This window comes from Allocoprococcus similis (assembly GCF_054660775.1).
The window spans coordinates 22,251-40,944 of sequence record NZ_BAAHSG010000045.1; the positions used below are offsets into that span (position 1 = coordinate 22,251).

The 18,694-nt window shown below is 42.1% G+C and carries 16 protein-coding genes; all 16 read left to right on the forward strand.

The features are described from left to right. Positions 1–215 precede the first annotated feature (215 nt). The 16 genes from ACYQ5K_RS15445 (at position 216) to ACYQ5K_RS15520 (ending at position 18,680) form a co-directional block, all read left to right on the forward strand. A complete protein-coding gene (locus ACYQ5K_RS15445) occupies positions 216–1,463 on the forward strand; it encodes a serine hydroxymethyltransferase (protein ID WP_173689094.1) in 1,248 nt (415 codons plus the stop codon). 12 nt (positions 1,464–1,475) lie between these two features. Continuing rightward, entirely contained in the window at positions 1,476–2,564 is a 1,089-nt protein-coding gene (gcvT, locus tag ACYQ5K_RS15450; protein ID WP_173689095.1) for a glycine cleavage system aminomethyltransferase GcvT, read from the forward strand. A 103-nt stretch (positions 2,565–2,667) separates the two neighbouring features. Beyond that, positions 2,668–3,045 (forward strand): glycine cleavage system protein GcvH, encoded by a 378-nt coding sequence (gcvH, locus tag ACYQ5K_RS15455; protein ID WP_173689096.1) that lies wholly within the window; start codon positions 2,668–2,670, stop codon positions 3,043–3,045. A 24-nt stretch (positions 3,046–3,069) separates the two neighbouring features. Next, positions 3,070–4,383, forward strand: a complete 1,314-nt coding sequence (gene gcvPA, locus ACYQ5K_RS15460; protein WP_173689097.1) for an aminomethyl-transferring glycine dehydrogenase subunit GcvPA — start codon at positions 3,070–3,072, stop codon at positions 4,381–4,383. Beyond that, positions 4,383–5,813 (forward strand): aminomethyl-transferring glycine dehydrogenase subunit GcvPB, encoded by a 1,431-nt coding sequence (gene gcvPB, locus ACYQ5K_RS15465; RefSeq protein WP_173689098.1) that lies wholly within the window; start codon positions 4,383–4,385, stop codon positions 5,811–5,813. Before gcvPA ends, gcvPB begins: the two co-directional genes overlap by 1 nt. 30 nt (positions 5,814–5,843) lie before the next feature. Continuing rightward, entirely contained in the window at positions 5,844–6,842 is a 999-nt protein-coding gene (locus ACYQ5K_RS15470) for a lipoate--protein ligase (protein WP_178025835.1), read from the forward strand. A gap of 14 nt (positions 6,843–6,856) precedes the next feature. Beyond that, positions 6,857–8,260 carry a dihydrolipoyl dehydrogenase gene (lpdA, locus tag ACYQ5K_RS15475; RefSeq protein ID WP_178025834.1) on the forward strand — a complete coding sequence of 468 codons (1,404 nt, stop codon included), beginning with the start codon at positions 6,857–6,859 and terminating at the stop codon, positions 8,258–8,260. Positions 8,261–8,340: 80 nt separating this feature from the next. Continuing rightward, positions 8,341–9,630 carry a bifunctional folylpolyglutamate synthase/dihydrofolate synthase gene (locus ACYQ5K_RS15480; RefSeq protein ID WP_178025833.1) on the forward strand — a complete coding sequence of 430 codons (1,290 nt, stop codon included), beginning with the start codon at positions 8,341–8,343 and terminating at the stop codon, positions 9,628–9,630. Positions 9,631–9,655: 25 nt separating this feature from the next. Further along, positions 9,656–10,210 (forward strand): GTP cyclohydrolase I FolE, encoded by a 555-nt coding sequence (gene folE / locus ACYQ5K_RS15485; protein WP_178025832.1) that lies wholly within the window; start codon positions 9,656–9,658, stop codon positions 10,208–10,210. A gap of 4 nt (positions 10,211–10,214) precedes the next feature. Beyond that, positions 10,215–10,751 carry an HD domain-containing protein gene (locus tag ACYQ5K_RS15490; protein WP_178025831.1) on the forward strand — a complete coding sequence of 179 codons (537 nt, stop codon included), beginning with the start codon at positions 10,215–10,217 and terminating at the stop codon, positions 10,749–10,751. 16 nt (positions 10,752–10,767) lie between these two features. Continuing rightward, positions 10,768–11,577, forward strand: coding sequence for a dihydropteroate synthase (gene folP, locus ACYQ5K_RS15495; protein ID WP_178025830.1), 810 nt, complete (start codon positions 10,768–10,770; stop codon positions 11,575–11,577). 13 nt (positions 11,578–11,590) lie between these two features. Further along, positions 11,591–12,412 (forward strand): 2-amino-4-hydroxy-6-hydroxymethyldihydropteridine diphosphokinase, encoded by an 822-nt coding sequence (folK, locus tag ACYQ5K_RS15500; RefSeq protein ID WP_459777885.1) that lies wholly within the window; start codon positions 11,591–11,593, stop codon positions 12,410–12,412. 71 nt (positions 12,413–12,483) lie between these two features. After that, positions 12,484–13,884 carry an aminopeptidase gene (locus ACYQ5K_RS15505; RefSeq protein ID WP_178025828.1) on the forward strand — a complete coding sequence of 467 codons (1,401 nt, stop codon included), beginning with the start codon at positions 12,484–12,486 and terminating at the stop codon, positions 13,882–13,884. Positions 13,885–14,229: 345 nt separating this feature from the next. After that, on the forward strand, positions 14,230–16,866 hold the full coding sequence (ppdK, locus tag ACYQ5K_RS15510; protein WP_173689106.1) for a pyruvate, phosphate dikinase: 2,637 nt from the start codon (positions 14,230–14,232) through the stop codon (positions 16,864–16,866). Positions 16,867–17,545: 679 nt separating this feature from the next. Continuing rightward, a complete protein-coding gene (locus ACYQ5K_RS15515) occupies positions 17,546–18,337 on the forward strand; it encodes a hypothetical protein (RefSeq protein WP_195480003.1) in 792 nt (263 codons plus the stop codon). 82 nt (positions 18,338–18,419) lie between these two features. Further along, on the forward strand, positions 18,420–18,680 hold the full coding sequence (locus tag ACYQ5K_RS15520; RefSeq protein ID WP_243259212.1) for a hypothetical protein: 261 nt from the start codon (positions 18,420–18,422) through the stop codon (positions 18,678–18,680). Positions 18,681–18,694: the final 14 nt, after the last annotated feature.

Here is an 18,694-nt window from a genome sequence, read left to right on the forward strand (position 1 = left end):
CTATATAGCGCAAAAGTCCAGGTGATCTTTCAGGTGAACGGACAGAGGCAGACAAAAAAGGATTCAATGACGAAAACTTTTTTGCCTGTTTTTTTTGTACCCTAAAAAGCGGAATATTCAGAAAAATATAGATACAAATGATAAAATTCTGAATTTAACACACCGAAAAGGGAGCAAAAAAGACAAGGTAGTTGGTTCTAAGGAGGTAAAAGAGAATGAACAGAATTGAAGATGTAACAAATTACATTACTGAATGTGATGAAGAAGTAGGAAAAGCGCTGCAGTTAGAACTTGGCCGTCAGCGCAGAAACCTTGAACTGATCGCATCAGAGAATATCGTAAGCCCGGCAGTTATGCTTGCGATGGGAACTGTACCGACAAACAAGTATGCAGAAGGTTATCCGGGAAAACGTTATTATGGTGGATGCGAGGATGTAGATATTCTTGAAAATCTTGCAATCGAACGTGCAAAGAAATTATTTGGATGTGATCATGTATGTGTACAGCCACATTCAGGAGCAAATGCGAATACAGCTGTATATCAGGCGCTGATCAAACCAGGCGATACAGTTATGGGATTGAACCTGGCACACGGCGGACATCTTACACATGGTTCACCGGTAAATCTTTCCGGTATCCTTTACAATTTCGTACCTTACAATGTCAATGATGACGGTGTTCTGGATTACGATGCAATCAGAAAGCTTGCTCATGAATGTAAACCGAAGATGATCGTAGCAGGAGCTTCGGCTTATCCAAGAGAGATCCGTTTTGATATTTTTGCAGATATCGCAAAAGAAGTTGGAGCTTATCTTTTCGTAGATATGGCACACATTGCAGGTCTTGTTGCAGCAGGACTTCACCAGAGCCCGGTTCCTTATGCTGATGTAGTTACAACAACAACACATAAGACACTCAGAGGACCTCGTGGTGGAATGATCATGTGCAAAGAAGAATATGCAAAAGCGATCAACAAAGCAATCTTCCCGGGAACACAGGGCGGACCTCTGATGCACATTATCGCAGCAAAAGCTGTATGCTTCGGAGAAGCCTTAAAACCGGAATTCAAAACCTATCAGGAACAGGTTGTCAAGAATGCAAAAGCACTTGCAGAAGCCATGGTTGAAGAAGGATTCAACCTTGTCAGCGGTGGAACAGACAACCATCTGATCCTTGTAGATCTTCAGAACATGAACATCACAGGAAAAGAACTTCAGAACAGACTAGATGAAGTTTACATCACAGTTAATAAGAATGCAGTTCCGAATGATCCTGCAAGCCCGTTTGTAACCAGTGGAGTTCGTATAGGAACACCGGCTGTTACAACAAGAGGTCTGAAAGAAGAAGATATGAAGACCATCGCAAAATTAATCAAGATGACCATTACAGACTTTGATACCAAAGCAGATGAAATCCGTGCTGAAGTTACAAAGATCTGCGATAAATATCCACTTTATCAATAGGAGGAAAGAAAGATGGAATTAAAGACACCACTCTATGAGGCTCATGTAAAAGCAGGTGGAAAGATCGTACCGTTTGCCGGATACCTTCTTCCGGTTCAGTATGAGACAGGCGTGATCAAAGAGCATATGGCAGTTCGTACCCAGGCTGGACTTTTTGATGTATCTCATATGGGTGAAATCCTTTGTGAAGGAAAAGATGCTCTTGCCAATCTGCAGCACATCCTTACAAACGATTTTACAAATATGGTAGACGGACAGGCAAGATACAGCCCGATGTGTAATGAGAACGGCGGAACCGTTGATGACCTGATCGTATATAAAAAATCAGATGACCACTATTTTATCGTAGTAAATGCAGCAAACAAAGATAAAGATTATCAGTGGATGCTTGCACATCAGTCAGGAGAGGTTACATTTACAGATGTATCCGATCAGTATGGACAGATCGCCCTTCAGGGACCGAAAGCGATGGAAATCTTAAGAAAACTTACAACAGAGGAAAATATTCCGAAGAAATATTATCATGCAGTATTTGACGCAGAAGTTGCCGGAATGCCTTGCATCGTATCCAAGACAGGATATACCGGTGAAGATGGAGTAGAAATCTACCTGGCAAGTGATCTTGCAGAAAAGATGTGGGAGACACTTCTTGAAGCAGGAAAAGAAGAGGGACTGATCCCTTGTGGACTTGGTGCACGTGATACACTTCGTATGGAAGCTGCAATGCCTCTTTACGGACATGAAATGGATGATGAAGTATCACCTCTTGAAACAGGCCTGAACTTCGGTGTTAAGATGAAAAAAGACGAATTCATCGGAAAGAAAGCCATGGAAGACAGAGGAACACCAAAGATCGAAAGAATTGGTCTTAAAGTAACAGGAAGAGGAATCATCCGTGAACATCAGGATCTGTATGTTGGAGATCAGAAGATCGGACATACAACATCCGGAACACATTGTCCTTATCTTGGATATCCGATCGCTATGGCACTTGTTGATGCCGGAAGCGTAGCAGTTGGTGACAAGGTAGAAGCTGATGTACGTGGAAGAAGAGTGGAAGCAGAAGTTGTGCAGCTTCCGTTCTATAAGAGAGCAAAATAAAAAAATAATAACGAAAACAGATTAACAGGCCGGTCGCGGAAAAAGCGATAGAGAGTGTTTGGAAAAGGCGGCCGGCAGTTGAAAAGAAAAGGAGATTAAAATCATGGAAGTTAGAGCAGAATTAAAATATACAAAATCACACGAATGGGTAAAAGAAGAAGGCGGAGTCTGGACAATTGGTCTTACAGATTATGCACAGTCAGCACTCGGTGATCTCGTATTCGTAAATCTTCCGGAAGTTGGAGACAGCGTAGAGGCCGGAGAAGTATTTGGAGATGTTGAATCTGTAAAAGCGGTATCAGATGTATATTCACCGGTAACAGGAGAAGTTGAAGAAATCAACGAAGAACTTCTTGACGCACCGGAAACGATCAATGGCGCTCCATATGATGCATGGTTCATCAAAGTAAAAGATGTATCCGGAACAGAGGAACTTCTTTCAGCAGAAGAATATGAGGCATTTGTAGCAAGTGAAGAATAATCAGGGAAAGGCGGTGGACCATTCATGGGAAGCTATGTACCGAATACAAAAGAGCAGCGTCAGGAAATGCTGAAAGAGATTGGGTTTCAGTCAATTGACGATCTGTTCGCACACATTCCGGCAGAAGTAAAGATCCAGGGCGGTCTTAATATTCCGGAAGGAAAAACAGAATTAGAAGTACGTCGTGATATGGAAAATATTGCTGCAAAGAATCAGATCTTTAAGACGATTTTCCGCGGCGCAGGTGCTTACCGGCATTTTATTCCGGCAACAGTAAAGAGCGTGATTTCAAAAGAAAATTTGTTAACTGCATATACTCCTTATCAGGCAGAGATCAGCCAGGGAATCCTGCAGTCGATCTTTGAATATCAGACCATGATCTGTGATCTGACAGGAATGGATATTTCCAATGCCTGCGTATACGATGGCGCAGAAGCATCCGCAGAAGGTGTGGCAATGTGTCGTGACAGAAAGCGCAGCAAAGCACTTGTTTCAGCTACCGTGAATCCATATGTTCTTGAGACGATCAAAACATACTGCTTCGGAAATGAAATGGAAGTAGAAGTGATTCCGGAAAAAGACGGACTTACAGATATTGAATATCTGAAGGAACATGTAGATGCACAGACAGCATGTGTACTGATCCAGCATCCGAACTATTACGGTAATCTGGAAGAAGCAGCCGAGATTGGTGAGATCACACATGGAGCAGGGGCAAAATATGTAATGAATGTCAATCCGATTTCTCTCGGTGTAGTAAAGACACCGGCAGAATATGGAGCTGATGTGGCAGTTGGCGAAGGACAGCCACTTGGACTTTCTATTGCATTCGGCGGACCATATCTTGGATTTATGGCTGCAACACAGAAGATGATGAGAAATCTTCCTGGACGTATCGTTGGACAGACAGAAGACCACAATGGAAAGAAAGGTTATGTACTTACTCTTCAGGCAAGAGAACAGCATATCCGTCGTGAAAAAGCATCCAGCAATATCTGCTCAAACCAGGCACTCTGCGCACTTGCAGTAGGCGTTTATCTGGCAACAATGGGCAATGAAGGAATTAAGAAAGCAGCAACACTTTCAACTTCAAAAGCACATTATCTTTCAGCAGAACTTGCAAAGGTTGGATACCAGACCGAGAACAAAGGAGAATTTTTCCATGAATTCGTAACTGTATCAGAGGTTCCGGTCGCAAAAGCACTTGCAGCACTTGAGGAAAAAGGAATCCTTGGAGGATTTCCGCTTGATGAACACAGAATTCTGTGGTGCTGTACAGAAGTGAATACCAAAGAAGAGATGGACGCAGTTGTTCAGATTCTGAAGGAGGTGCAGTAATGTTAATATTTGAAAAAAGCAGACCTGGAAGAGGTTGCGATTTACTGCCAGAATGCGATGTAGAAGTAACACTTCCACAGGAAAAAGATAAAAGAGAGAAAAAACTTCATCTGCCAGAGCTTTCTGAGATTGAACTGAGCAGACATTATACAGAGCTTGCAAAGAAATCACATGGTGTGAATGATGGTTTCTATCCACTCGGATCTTGTACAATGAAATACAATCCGAAGATCAATGAAGATATGGCAGCACTTCCGGGATTCACAGAGATCCATCCACTGCAGCCGGCACATACGGTACAGGGATGCCTGGAAGTCATCAAAGAATCTGAAAATCTGCTCTGCGAGATCACGGGTATGGATCGTATGACATTCCAGCCGGCAGCCGGTGCTCACGGAGAATTTACAGGGCTTCTTCTGATCAAAGCATATCATAAGAGCCGTGGAGACGAAAAGAGAAAGAAAATCATCGTTCCGGACTCTGCACATGGAACCAACCCGGCAAGTGCGGCAATGGCAGGATTCCAGGTAGTCAGCATTGAATCTGCACCGGATGGTGGTGTTGATCTTGAAAAATTACAGGAAGTATGCGGAGAGGATACAGCAGGACTTATGCTTACCAATCCAAATACGGTAGGACTTTTTGATAAGAATATCCTGAAAATCACGGAGATCGTTCATAACTGCGGCGGACTTTGCTATTATGACGGAGCAAACTTAAACGCAGTTATGGGAACTGTTCGCCCTGGAGATATGGGATTTGATGTGATCCATCTGAATCTTCACAAAACCTTCTCAACTCCGCACGGTGGCGGTGGTCCTGGAAGCGGACCTGTTGGATGCAAGAGCATGCTGGTTCCGTTCCTTCCATCTTATGTAGTAGATGGGGAAGAAGAACTGAAATTTGTAAAAGAACCACAGAGCATCGGTGAGATGAAGAGCTTCTATGGAAACTTTACAGTCATCGTAAAAGCACTTACCTATGTGAAGACACTGGGACGCGAAGGTATTCCGGAAGCGAGCCGGAATGCAGTTTTGAATGCAAACTACATGATGAACAAACTGAAAGACCTTTATACAATGGCGTATGATGAGGTATGTATGCATGAATTCGTAATGAGTCTTGCAGATCTGAAAAAGAAAACAGGAATTTCTGCAATGGATATTGCAAAAGGACTTCTTGATAACGGTATCCATCCACCGACAATGTACTTCCCGCTGATCGTTGAGGAAGCACTGATGGTAGAGCCGACAGAGACAGAGTCCAAAGAAACTCTGGATGAAGCAGTAGAGGTATTACGCAAACTGTATGAAATCGCAGAAACAGATGCCGAACAGCTTCATCAGGCTCCTGTTACAACACCGGTTACAAGAATGGATGAGGTTGGAGCAGCAAGACATCCATATCTGCGATACGAATGGCAGGACTAATAAGTTATAGCTTAAAGCGAGGGAAAAACTATGATTGAAAAGATTACTTATATTGAAAGCAATCAGTTCAGTCCATATAGAAATCTTGCAGTGGAGGAGTATTTGCTCCTCCACTGCGAGGATAAAGAATGTATTCTTTATCTGTGGCAGAATCAGAATACAGTTGTTATCGGACGGAATCAAAATGCTTGGAAAGAATGTAGAACAACAAAGCTGGAAGAAGAAGGTGGTCATCTTGCCAGGCGTCTGTCAGGTGGCGGAGCTGTGTACCATGATCTGGGAAATATGAACTTCACATTTCTGATCAATAAAGAAGAATATGATCTGGACCGGCAGCTTCAGGTAATCATAGGAGCGATGGAGATCCTTGGATTGAAGGCTGAAAAATCCGGGCGTAACGATATCCTGATCGATGGAAAGAAATTCTCAGGAAATGCGTTTTATGAGCAGGAAAAACATTGCTATCACCATGGCACGATCATGGTAGGAGTAAACATGGAAACCTTATCCAGATATCTGACTGTATCAAAGGATAAACTGAAATCAAAGGGGGTTGATTCGGTAAAATCCAGAGTGACAAATTTAAGAGATTATCTTCCGGAGCTTACAATGGAAGAACTGAAGGTGGCACTTAAGCAGTCATTTGAAAAGGTATACGGATTAAAGGTACGTGATAAAAAAATAGAAGACCTTGATACCGGAGTAATTGCAGAAAGAGAGAAATTTTTCTCTTCATGGAACTGGCTCTATGGCAGAAAAATTGATTTTCAGTATGAGCTTTCCCACCGTTTTGGATGGGGAGGAATTACACTTCAGTTTGCAGTAGAATCAGGAAAGATCAAGGATGCAATTGCATGGTCGGATGCACTGAATCCGGATTTCATACATACACTTCCAAAGTATCTGAAAGGACTGAAGTACAGAAAGGAAAGTATCTGTACGGAATTGGGGCTGTTCTGGTCAGATAATCCACAGGAAGAAGAGATGATGAAAGACATTATCGAATGGATTCAGGGCGAGGAACTGTAGGAGGATGAAATAAAATGAGCGAGAAGTTTGATGTAGTAGTAATTGGAGCCGGTCCGGGAGGATATGTGGCAGCAATCAAATCTGCGAAGCTTGGAATGAAGACCGCAGTGATCGAAGAGAGAGAAGTCGGGGGAACATGCCTGAACAGAGGATGTATTCCGGCAAAAGCAATGATTCATGCATCGACATTATATCGTGAAATCAAAGAAGCGGACCGCTTCGGAATTTCAGCATCAGATGTTACTTATGATTTTGAAAAAATTCTGGAATATAAGGAGCAGACAACCGGACAGCTTGTTCAGGGAGTAGAACAGCTCCTGCAGGCAAACGGCGTAACAAGATATTATGGAAAAGGCACACTTTTTGAGGGGAAAAAAGTTAAGATTACAGGGAATGAAGAACAGTCTGTCGAAGCAGAGAATGTCATTCTGGCTTCTGGTTCCAAACCACTGATTCTTCCGATCCCGGGAATGGATCTTCCGAGAGTTCTGACAAGTGATGAACTCTTCAAGATGAGAGAAGTTCCAAAGAGTCTGGTTATCATCGGGGGCGGTGTGATCAGTGTAGAATTTGCTACCGTATATTCCGCACTTGGATCTAAGGTTACCATTCTTGAAGCAATGCCGCGGCTGGTTCCAAATATGGATAAAGAGATCGCACAGAACCTGAAACTGATCCTGAAGAAACGTGGCGTAGAAAGCCATACATCAGCAGCAGTACAGGGTGTGCATATGGAAGGGGATACCTGTGTATGTACCTTCGTCGAAAAAGAAAAAGAACAGACTGTAGAAGCAGAATATGTTCTGTGCGCAGTCGGAAGATGCCCGAATACCGACGGATTATTTGCAGAAGGTGCTGCTCCGGATATGGAAAGAGGACGTGTTCTTGTAAATGATAAATTCGAAAGCAGTATTCCGGGAGTCTATGCGATCGGTGATCTGATCTTTGGCGCACAGCTTGCCCATGCAGCAAGTGCACAGGGAATCGTTGTTGCAGAACAGCTGGCGGGAAAAGAACCTTCTGTGAATCTGAATGTGGTTCCGGGATGTGTTTATACAGATCCGGAAATCGCATCAGCAGGTATTACAGAAGATGCAGCCAAAGAACAGGGAATCAAAGTGAAGACTGGCAAATTTATCATGAGTGCCAATGGTAAATCTCTTATTACAAAAGAAGAAAGAGGATTTATCAAGATCGTGGCAGATGAAGAGACAGATGTGATTCTCGGAGCACAGATGATGTGTGCAAGAGCCACAGACATGATCGGTGAATTTGTAACTGCGATCGCAAATAAAATGACGGTTGCACAGCTTTTAAAGGGAATGCGTGCACATCCGACGTATAACGAAGGAATCGGAGAAGCCCTGGAAGAAGCAGAGGGTGGAGCGATCCACGTTGTACCAAAGAAAAAGAAATAGAACTGTACAGTAGTAAAGGAATATGATAAAATATTCAGATATCAGCATATGCTGAAAAGTACAAAAAGGAAAATTAAATCATGTTATACGAAGAAGCAAGGGTATATTTGGATCATGTATCGAAATACGGAAGTGTACTTGGCTTAGATAGTATAAAGAGCTTATTGGGTGAGCTTGGGAATCCGCAGAAAGATTTGAAATTTATACATATAGCCGGGACTAATGGAAAAGGATCGATTCTCGCCGGACTCTCCGGTATCCTGCAACATGCAGGGTACCGGACCGGAAGATACTGTTCTCCGACCGTGATGGGATATATGGAACGATTTCAGGTTGATGGCCAATGGATGGCGGAGGACGAGCTCGCCCCTTTTGTATCTCAGGTGAAAGAGGCAGCAGAAAAAGTAGAAGAAAAAACGGATCTCACCGTAACCGTTTTCGAGATGGAAACGGCGATCGCATTTCTCTATTTCAGAGAAAAACAGTGTGATTATGTCGTTCTGGAAGCCGGAATGGGTGGGCTTCTTGATGCGACAAATGTAATAGATACTACTGTTCTGAGTATTTTTGCATCGATCAGTATGGATCATATTGGTGTACTTGGAAATACACTGGAAGAAATTGCGGAAAACAAAGCCGGGATTATAAAGCCATCCTGCCAGGCGGTGGTGACAGCGCCGCAGAAACCGTTTGTGATCCGAATTTTACAGGAAAAGACAGAAGAATGTGGCTGCCAGATCCGGATTGCGCATCCGGAAAAGGCAAAAGTGAAAAGAGAATTGATGGATGGTCAGATTTTTTCTTATGAGGAGTATGAGGACATTCATCTGAATCTGATCGGAAGATATCAGATCGACAATGCAGTGACGGTATTGGAGGCTGTGAAAGCCCTGAATGAGAATGGAGCGGTTATTCCGGAGGATGCGGTAAGAGCAGGATTTGCAAAAGTAATCTGGCAGGGAAGATTCCAGGTTCTTGAAAGAGAACCGTTGATGATCGCAGATGGCGCACACAATCAGGATGCAGCGCTTAGGCTTGCAGAAAATGTGAGAACCTATCTTGCAGGAAGACGGATCATCGGAGTGATGGGTGTTTTTAAAGATAAAGAGTACCGGAAAATGGCAGAGATCATGGCACCGTATCTTACGAAAGTGTATACGATCGATCTCCCGAATCGGGAGCGGAGTCTGGCGAAAGAAGAACTATGCAAAGTATTGGAAGAAAATGGAGTACAGGCAGAACCGGCAGAAGGAATCCGGGAGGCACTTACAGCAGCAAAAGCAGACTGTAAAAGGGATGATGTGGTTCTGAGTTTTGGTTCCCTGTCTTATCTGGGGGATGTGATTCGGATTTGCAGGAAAAGGAAATAGACTGAGAAAAGAAAGAGAGAACATTATGGTAGATCATAAAAAAGTAGAACAGGCAATCCGGCTTTTGCTGGATGGAATCGGTGAAGATCCTGACAGAGAAGGACTGGTTGAAACACCGGACCGGATTGCAAGAATGTATGAAGAAATCTGTGGCGGAATGAATGAGGATGCAGCGGAACACCTGAAAAAGACATTTACAGCAGAAAATAATGAAATGGTTGTGGAAAAAGATATTACATTCTATTCCATGTGCGAGCATCATATGCTGCCATTTTACGGCAAAGTTCATATTGCCTATATTCCGGATGGAAAGGTGGTGGGACTTAGCAAGCTTGCGCGGACTGTGGAAGTATTTGCGAGAAGACTTCAGCTTCAGGAACAGATGACAGCACAGATCGCGGATGCCCTGATGGAGAATCTTCGTCCAAAGGGAGTGATGGTACTTGCGGAGGCCGAGCATATGTGTATGACCATGCGTGGAATCAAAAAGCCGGGAAGCAAGACGGTCAGTGTTGTTACAAGAGGTGCATTTGAAGAGAATGAAAAACTGCAGAACATGTTTTTCCGTATGATAGGTTAGTGCGATGGAAATAAAACGAAAACTGGAAGAGCAGAGGAGGATGCAGAGAGTCTGGAGAATATATGAGCATCCTCTTTTTGAAGAGGGACTGGCAAAGAATAAAGATGCAGAAAAGGAAAGAAAATTCTGCCATCATGATATGAATCATTTTCTGGACGTGGGACGTCTGATGTATATTTTTTCGATGGAGCGTGGATATGCCCTTGGGAAAGAAGAGATTTATGCGGCAGCATTACTTCATGACATCGGGAAATGGCAGCAGTATAAGGCGGGAATCCCCCATGAAATAGCGAGTGCTGAAATTGCAAAAAGGATTCTGGAAGAGACTGGATTTACAAAGGCGGAGTCGGACAGGATTCTTTTTGCAATTTTAAGCCACCGGGGCAAAGCAGAAGAGACAGAAAATGCAGGGCAGGATAAGCGGCAGTTTGCAGAGCTCCTTTATGATGCGGATAAGATTTCCCGCGTGTGCTACGCGTGTCCGGCTGAAAAGGACTGCAACTGGAGCAGGGAAAAGAAAAACCAGAAGATCATCTGGTAGAAAACGAGGAACGAAAATGAGAATTGGAAATAAAGAATTTGACACAGCAAAACATACTTATATAATGGGAATCCTGAATGTGACACCGGATTCTTTTTCAGACGGGGGAAAGTGGAACGGTTATGATGCGGCAATGCGTCATGCAGAAGAACTTTTAGAAGGCGGAACCGATATCCTGGATATCGGAGGAGAGTCTACAAGACCAGGACACCGGCAGATCACATCGGAAGAAGAGATTACAAGAACTGCACCGGTGATCGAAGCTGTCAAAAAGAATTTTGATGTGCCGGTTTCGATTGACACTTATAAAAGTGATGTGGCAGAGGCGGCACTTCAGGCAGGGGCAGACCTGGTGAATGATATCTGGGGATTCCAGTACGATGAAAAGATGGCAGGCCTTGTGAAAAAATATGATGCGGCATGCTGTCTGATGCATAATAAAAACGAAGCAGTGTACAAGGATTTCCTGAGGGATATGTATGCAGAACTGCAAAAATGTGTAGATACCGCGAAGGCAGCCGGGATTGAAGATGACCGGATCATGCTGGATCCGGGGGTTGGATTTGGAAAGACCTATGAAATGAACCTGGATGTGATGAAGCATCTGGATCTTTTTAACGGACTTGGATATCCGATGCTTCTTGGAACTTCCAGAAAATCCATGATCGGTCTGACACTGGATCTGCCGGTAACTGAAAGAGAAGAAGGAACTCTTGTCACAACCGTGATGGCAGTACAGAGTCATTATGGATTTGTGCGCGTTCATGATGCCGAGAAAAACCGCAGAGCGATCAAGATGACAGAAGTGATTCTGGCAAGAGAGTAAGCAGGAGAAAAAGATGGATCAGATAAAAATTGAAAACCTGGAAATATTTGCAAATCATGGGGTGTATCCGGAAGAAAACAGACTGGGACAGAAGTTTCTGGTTTCCAGCATTTTATATGTGGATACACGCAAGGCGGGAAAAACGGATGACTTGGAAGCGTCTGTAAATTACGGAACCATTTCCCATCTGATAAAAGAAAAGATGGAAGAGAAGAATTACAGGCTGATCGAAGCAGTAGCAGAGCAGCTTGCAGAAGAGATCTTATTATTTGATGAAAAGATCAGGAAAGTCATGGTGGAAGTAAAGAAACCATGGGCGCCGTTAGGACTGCCGCTTGAGACGGTTTCCGTGAAGATTGAACGTGGCTGGAATGAAGCGTATATCGCACTCGGATCGAATATGGGGGACAAGAAAAAATACATTGAGAATGCGGTAGAAGAGCTGAAAAAAGAAAGACTTTGCAGAGTCCTGAAGGTATCGAAGCTGATCGGAACCGAGCCATATGGCGTGACGGATCAGGATGAGTTCCTGAACGGAGCACTGAAAATGGAAACACTGCTTACCCCGCATGAGCTTCTGGAGCTGTTACATCGGATTGAGCAGGAAGCCGGTAGAAAGCGGATCCGCAGATGGGGACCGAGAACACTGGATCTGGACATCATTTTCTATGGGGATCAGATCATTGAAGAGGATGATTTATGTGTACCACATATCGATATGCAGAACAGGGAATTTGTGCTTGGACCAATGTGTGAGATCGCACCGCATAAACGGCATCCAGTTTTGAAGGAAACGATGACGGAAATGCTTGTAAAGTTAAAGGGTAATAATTGACTTATTATCGGTAGAGGATTATACTGAAAGTATTGTGGGGAATCCCAACTGAATTGAAGAGAGGTATAGAAATGGAAGAAAAAAAGAATCTCTGGAGCTCTTATGATGAAGCTGCCAAAAAAGAACTTCACGAAATCAATGAAAAGTACAAAGCCTGCCTGGATGCCGGAAAGACAGAGCGAGAATGTGTAAAGCTTGCGGTTGAGATGGCGAAGGAAGCAGGATATCAGGATATCAAAGATGTTCTGAAAGAAGGAAAGAGCCTGAAAGCAGGAGATAAAGTATATGCGGTATGCATGGAAAAAATGCTTGCCATGTTCCGTATGGGCGAAGAGCCGCTTTCAAACGGTATGAATATCCTTGGAGCTCATATTGATTCACCACGTATTGATGTAAAACAGAATCCATTATATGAAAGTGAAGGAATGGCTTATCTGGATACACATTACTATGGCGGAATCAAAAAATACCAGTGGGTAACAGGACCGATGGCACTTCATGGTGTTGTTGCGAAAAAAGATGGAAGCGTAGAGGAGATCAGCATTGGGGAAAAAGAGTCTGATCCGGTATTTGTTATTACAGACCTTCTTGTTCATCTTGCAGCAAACCAGATGACAAAGAAAGCAAGTGAAGTGATCGAAGGAGAAAAACTGGATCTTCTGATTGGAAACAGTCCGCTTGATAAAGCGGAGGGACTTGATGAAGAAGAAAAAGAAACGATCAAGGCTAACGTACTTCATATTTTAAAAGAGAACTATGGAATCGAAGAAGATGATTTTGCATCGGCTGAACTGGAAATTGTTCCGGCCGGAAAGGCAAGAGACTGTGGATTTGACCGCAGCATGATTCTTTCTTATGGACAGGATGACAGAGTCTGTGCATTTACTTCTCTGTTCGCTATGCTGGATGTGGAAAATGCAAAGCGTACAGGATGCTGTCTGTTAGTAGATAAAGAAGAGATCGGAAGCGTCGGAGCAACTGGAATGCATTCTCGTTTCTTTGAAAATACAGTTGCAGAGCTTGTTGCACTTACAGAAGGTGAATCTGAACTGAAGGTACGCCGTGCACTTGCTAATTCAAGAATGCTTTCTTCTGACGTAAGTGCTGCTTATGATCCGATGTTTGCAGAGGCATTTGAAAAGAGAAGTGCCGCATTCTTTACGAAGGGACTTGCATTCAACAAGTTTACAGGAAGCCGCGGAAAGAGCGGATCCAATGATGCAAATGCAGAATATCTTGCAAAACTGCGCAAGGTAATGGATGATGCAGGTGTTACTTACCAGTTCGCAGAACTTGGTAAAGTCGATGTAGGCGGCGGCGGAACCATCGCATATATTATGGCAAATTATGGTATGGAAGTGATCGACAGCGGTGTTGCTGTACTTTCCATGCATGCACCTTATGAGGTCAGCAGCAAAGCTGATGTGTATGAAGCAGTAAAGGGATACAGAGCATTCCTTCTGAATATGTAAGAGATGAAAAGAACTCAAGCAAAACAAAGGATACGGTCCGGTTTTGCCTGAGTTCTTTTTTGATAATAACAAAATTTTTAGTATATAAAAGAAATTTTATCACGGAGATTTTCTTTATAGAAAAAATCACTTGAAGAAATTGAACTCTTCTATAAATTCACTTTTTTGTACGAAAAAAAGTACATAAGGGTTGACTATCACAGTTAAAACATTTACAATATTAGTGCGGTAAAATCCGTTTTTTAAGGGCGATATAAGATATGAAAAGAGCAGACAGTTACCAGTCTGACTGTGATTTTCAAGTTTTATATATATCAATTACCAATAACGAGGAGGAATTGTAAAATGGCAACAAAATGGGTTTACATGTTTACAGAAGGTAATGCCGATATGAGAAACCTGCTTGGTGGAAAAGGCGCTAACCTTGCTGAAATGACAAACTTAGGTCTTCCAGTGCCACAGGGCTTCACAATCACAACAGAAGCTTGTACTCAGTATTATGAGGACGGAAGACAGATCAATGAAGAAATCATGGCTCAGATCATGGAAGCTATTACAAAGATGGAAGGAATCACAGGAAAGAAATTCGGTGATAAAGAGAATCCACTTCTTGTTTCCGTTCGTTCTGGTGCAAGAGCATCTATGCCTGGTATGATGGATACAATCCTGAACCTTGGTCTTAATGAAGACGTTGTTAACGTACTTGCTGAAAAATCAGGCAATCCACGTTGGGCTTGGGACTGCTACAGAAGATTTATTCAGATGTACTCAGATGTAGTTATGGAAGTAGGTAAAAAGTACTTCGAAGAACTGATCGACAAGATGAAAGCTGAAAGAGGCGTTAAACAGGACGTTGAACTTACAGCAGAAGATCTTCACGAATTAGCTAACCAGTTCAAAGCTGAATATAAAGAAAAAATCGGTGCTGATTTCCCAACAGATCCAAAGGAACAGTTAATGGGAGCTATCAAAGCCGTATTCCGTTCATGGGACAACCCGAGAGCAAATGTATACCGTCGTGACAACGATATCCCGTATTCATGGGGAACAGCTGTTAACGTACAGATGATGGCATTTGGTAACATGGGTGATGACTGTGGTACAGGTGTTGCATTTACCCGTGACCCGGCTACAGGAAATAACGGACTGTTCGGAGAATTCCTTACAAATGCACAGGGAGAAGACGTAGTTGCCGGTGTTCGTACACCAATGCACATTTCAGAAATGGAACAGAAATTCCCAGAAGCATTCAAACAGTTCAAAGAAGTATGCAAGACTCTGGAAACACACTACAGAGATATGCAGGATATGGAGTTTACTGTAGAACATGGTAAACTGTACATGCTTCAGACACGTAATGGTAAGAGAACAGCTCAGGCTGCTCTTAAGATCGCTTGTGATCTCGTTGATGAAGGAATGAGAACCGAAGAAGAAGCAGTTGCTATGATCGATCCTCGTAACCTTGATACACTGCTTCATCCACAGTTCGATGCAGCTGCACTGAAAGCCGCTGTACCGATGGCTAAAGCACTTGGAGCATCTCCAGGAGCTGCTTGCGGTAAGATCGTCTTCACAGCTGATGATGCTGTAGAATGGGCTGCAAGAGGAGAAAAAGTTGTTCTTGTACGTCTTGAGACATCACCGGAAGATATCACTGGTATGAAGTCTGCTCAGGGTATCCTGACAGTACGTGGTGGTATGACATCACACGCAGCCGTAGTTGCACGTGGTATGGGAACATGCTGTGTATCTGGCTGTGGTGACATCAACATGGATGAAGAAAACAAGAAATTCACACTTGGTGGAAAAGAATTCCATGAAGGAGATGCAATCTCTCTTGATGGATCAACAGGTAATATCTATGACGGAATCATCCCGACTGTAGATGCTACAATCGCAGGTGAATTCGGAAGAATCATGGGATGGGCTGACAAGTACAGAACTATGAAAGTTCGTACAAATGCTGATACACCATCTGATGCTAAGAAAGCTCGTGAACTTGGTGCTGAAGGTATCGGACTTTGCCGTACAGAGCATATGTTCTTCGAAGGCAACAGAATTGATGCATTCCGTGAAATGATCTGCTCTGAAACAGTAGAAGAAAGAGAAGCTGCACTTGCTAAGATCCTTCCGGAACAGCAGGGAGACTTCGAAAAACTTTACGAAGCACTGGAAGGAAATCCGGTTACTATCCGTTTCCTTGATCCACCGCTTCATGAATTCGTTCCAACAGAAGAAGAAGATATCAAGAAACTTGCTGATGCTCAGGGCAAATCTGTTGACCAGATTAAAGCAATCATCAGCTCTCTGCACGAATTCAACCCAATGATGGGACATCGTGGATGCCGTCTTGCTGTAACTTATCCGGAAATCGCTAAGATGCAGACAAGCGCAGTTATCCGTGCTGCTATCAATGTTAAGAAAGCTCATCCGGATTGGAATGTTAAACCGGAAATCATGATCCCGCTGGTTGGTGATATCAAAGAGCTTAAATATGTTAAGAAGTTTGTAGTAGAAACAGCTGACGCTGAAATCGCTGCTGCAGGAAGCGACCTTGAGTACGAAGTTGGTACAATGATCGAAATTCCTAGAGCTGCTCTTACAGCTGATGACATCGCAAAAGAAGCTGACTTCTTCTGCTTCGGTACAAACGACCTTACACAGATGACATACGGATTCTCACGTGATGATGCTGGTAAGTTCCTTGACGCTTACTATGACGCTAAGATCTTCGAGAACGATCCATTTGCTAAACTTGACCAGACAGGTGTTGGTAAACTTATGAAGATGGCTATCGAACTCGGAAAACCGGTTAATCCGTCACTTCACGTTGGTATCTGTGGAGAACATGGTGGAGATCCAAGCTCTGTAGAATTCTGCAACAGCATTGGTCTTGATTATGTATCTTGCTCACCATTCCGTGTACCGATCGCTCGTCTGGCTGCTGCTCAGGCTGCTATCGCACAGAAGAATGCGAAATAAGCATATTGCGTATAGCAAGAAATAAATAATAAGAGGGCGTGTGAAAAAACGAAAGTTTTTTTACACGCCCTCTTATTTTATCTAGTTATAGATTAGAAATATTAAATTATGATTAAAATGAAAATTATACTGTTCTTTTCAGAATATATATGATACACTGAATCCACCAAATCAAAAAATCTTTTATCAAATCATTTTTGCAAAGAGTAAATTGATTGCAAATTATTACAAGCTAAAACAAATCAAGACAGTCTAATTAAATAGGTTGATTATAATTCCAAAAAAATGAAAATAAATCAAGAAGTTTCCAGAAATGGATTGATTATAATTCCTGAAAATGAAAATAAATCAAGAAAATTTCAGAAATAGATTGATTGCATACCGGAAAAATGAAAATAAATCAAGAAGATGCCGTAAATAAATTGATTGTATTTTCAAAAACCCAAAGAAAATCAAGAAGATTACAGAAATGAGTTGATTGTAATTGACAAAACTCAAAACAAATCAAGAAGATTATAGAAATGAGTTGATTGTAATTGACAAAACTCGAAACAAATCAAGAAGATTATAGGAATGAGTTGATTATAATTTTCAAAATTCGAAACAAATCAAGAAAATTCTCGAAATGAATTGATTAGGATTTGAAAAATAGAAAAGCAAAGGAGAAATGTTTATATATATGTATGAATTAGAAAACATGCTTCTTCAGATGCAGGAACATTTGGAGAAAGTTGTTACGCAAGCTAAAGCTGATTTGAATACAACAGTACCAGAAGGACACCTCAGAATTTCAATAGATAAAAATAAGCCGCGCTATTATCAATGTATAGATGATAACAAAGGAGTCTACATTCCAAGAGATAATAAAGAATTGCCAAAGCGCCTGGCGCAAAAAGGTTATAATAAGGCAGTGGTAAAAAAGGGAGAAGCAAGGCTTAAACAAATAAAGAGAATAACAAAAAATTATTCAGATGATGAGATTGAGAAAATTTATACGTCTATGAATAAAGCAAGACAATTACTGGTAACACCGATAGAACCAACATGGGATCAGCTGCTTACAAAATGGTATGAAGAAGAATATCAGGGGAAAGAGTTTAAGGAGGGAACACCATTAATTCTTACTGAGAAGGGAGAACGTGTCAGATCAAAGTCAGAGAAGATATTAGCAGATTATTTTTATAGAAAGAATATTCTTTACAAATATGAAAAGCCACTTCATCTGAAAGGGTATGGTACCGTGTATCCGGATTTTACATTTTTGTCAAGAAAGACTTACCGGGAAATATATTGGGAACATGAAGGAATGATGGATAAACAGGATTACGCAAGAGCAGCTGTGCGAAAAATAGAATTGTATCAAATAAATCATATATATCCAGGCGATCGGTTGATTATAACTTTTGAGACAGAACAAAATGTATTGAATTCAAAGATAATAGAGAATCTGATAGAAAAATATTTGATATAAGAGGACTTATGATATAATTAGCTTGTTGGGGGAGAAGGAAATTCAGGTTGGAACGAGGTGGAATGTTATGATGTATCCGTACATGATACTTGCAGATGAAACAGAAATTGTTCACTCTCAGATTATTGAAAAAGATGGAATGAAAAAAATTATAGTTAATTTTGAGCGTCCAACAGAAAACGGATTTGATTCAGCAAGATGTGAATTACCTGATCATAAATGGACAGAACGAGAAGGATATTCTGATGAAGAGATAGAGCTGTTTGGAAAAATCTTACACCGCGATGAACATTTGCTATACAAGTATGCAGAGAATGAAATGTTTAAAAAGAATAAAGTCTAGGACGGAGGAGAACT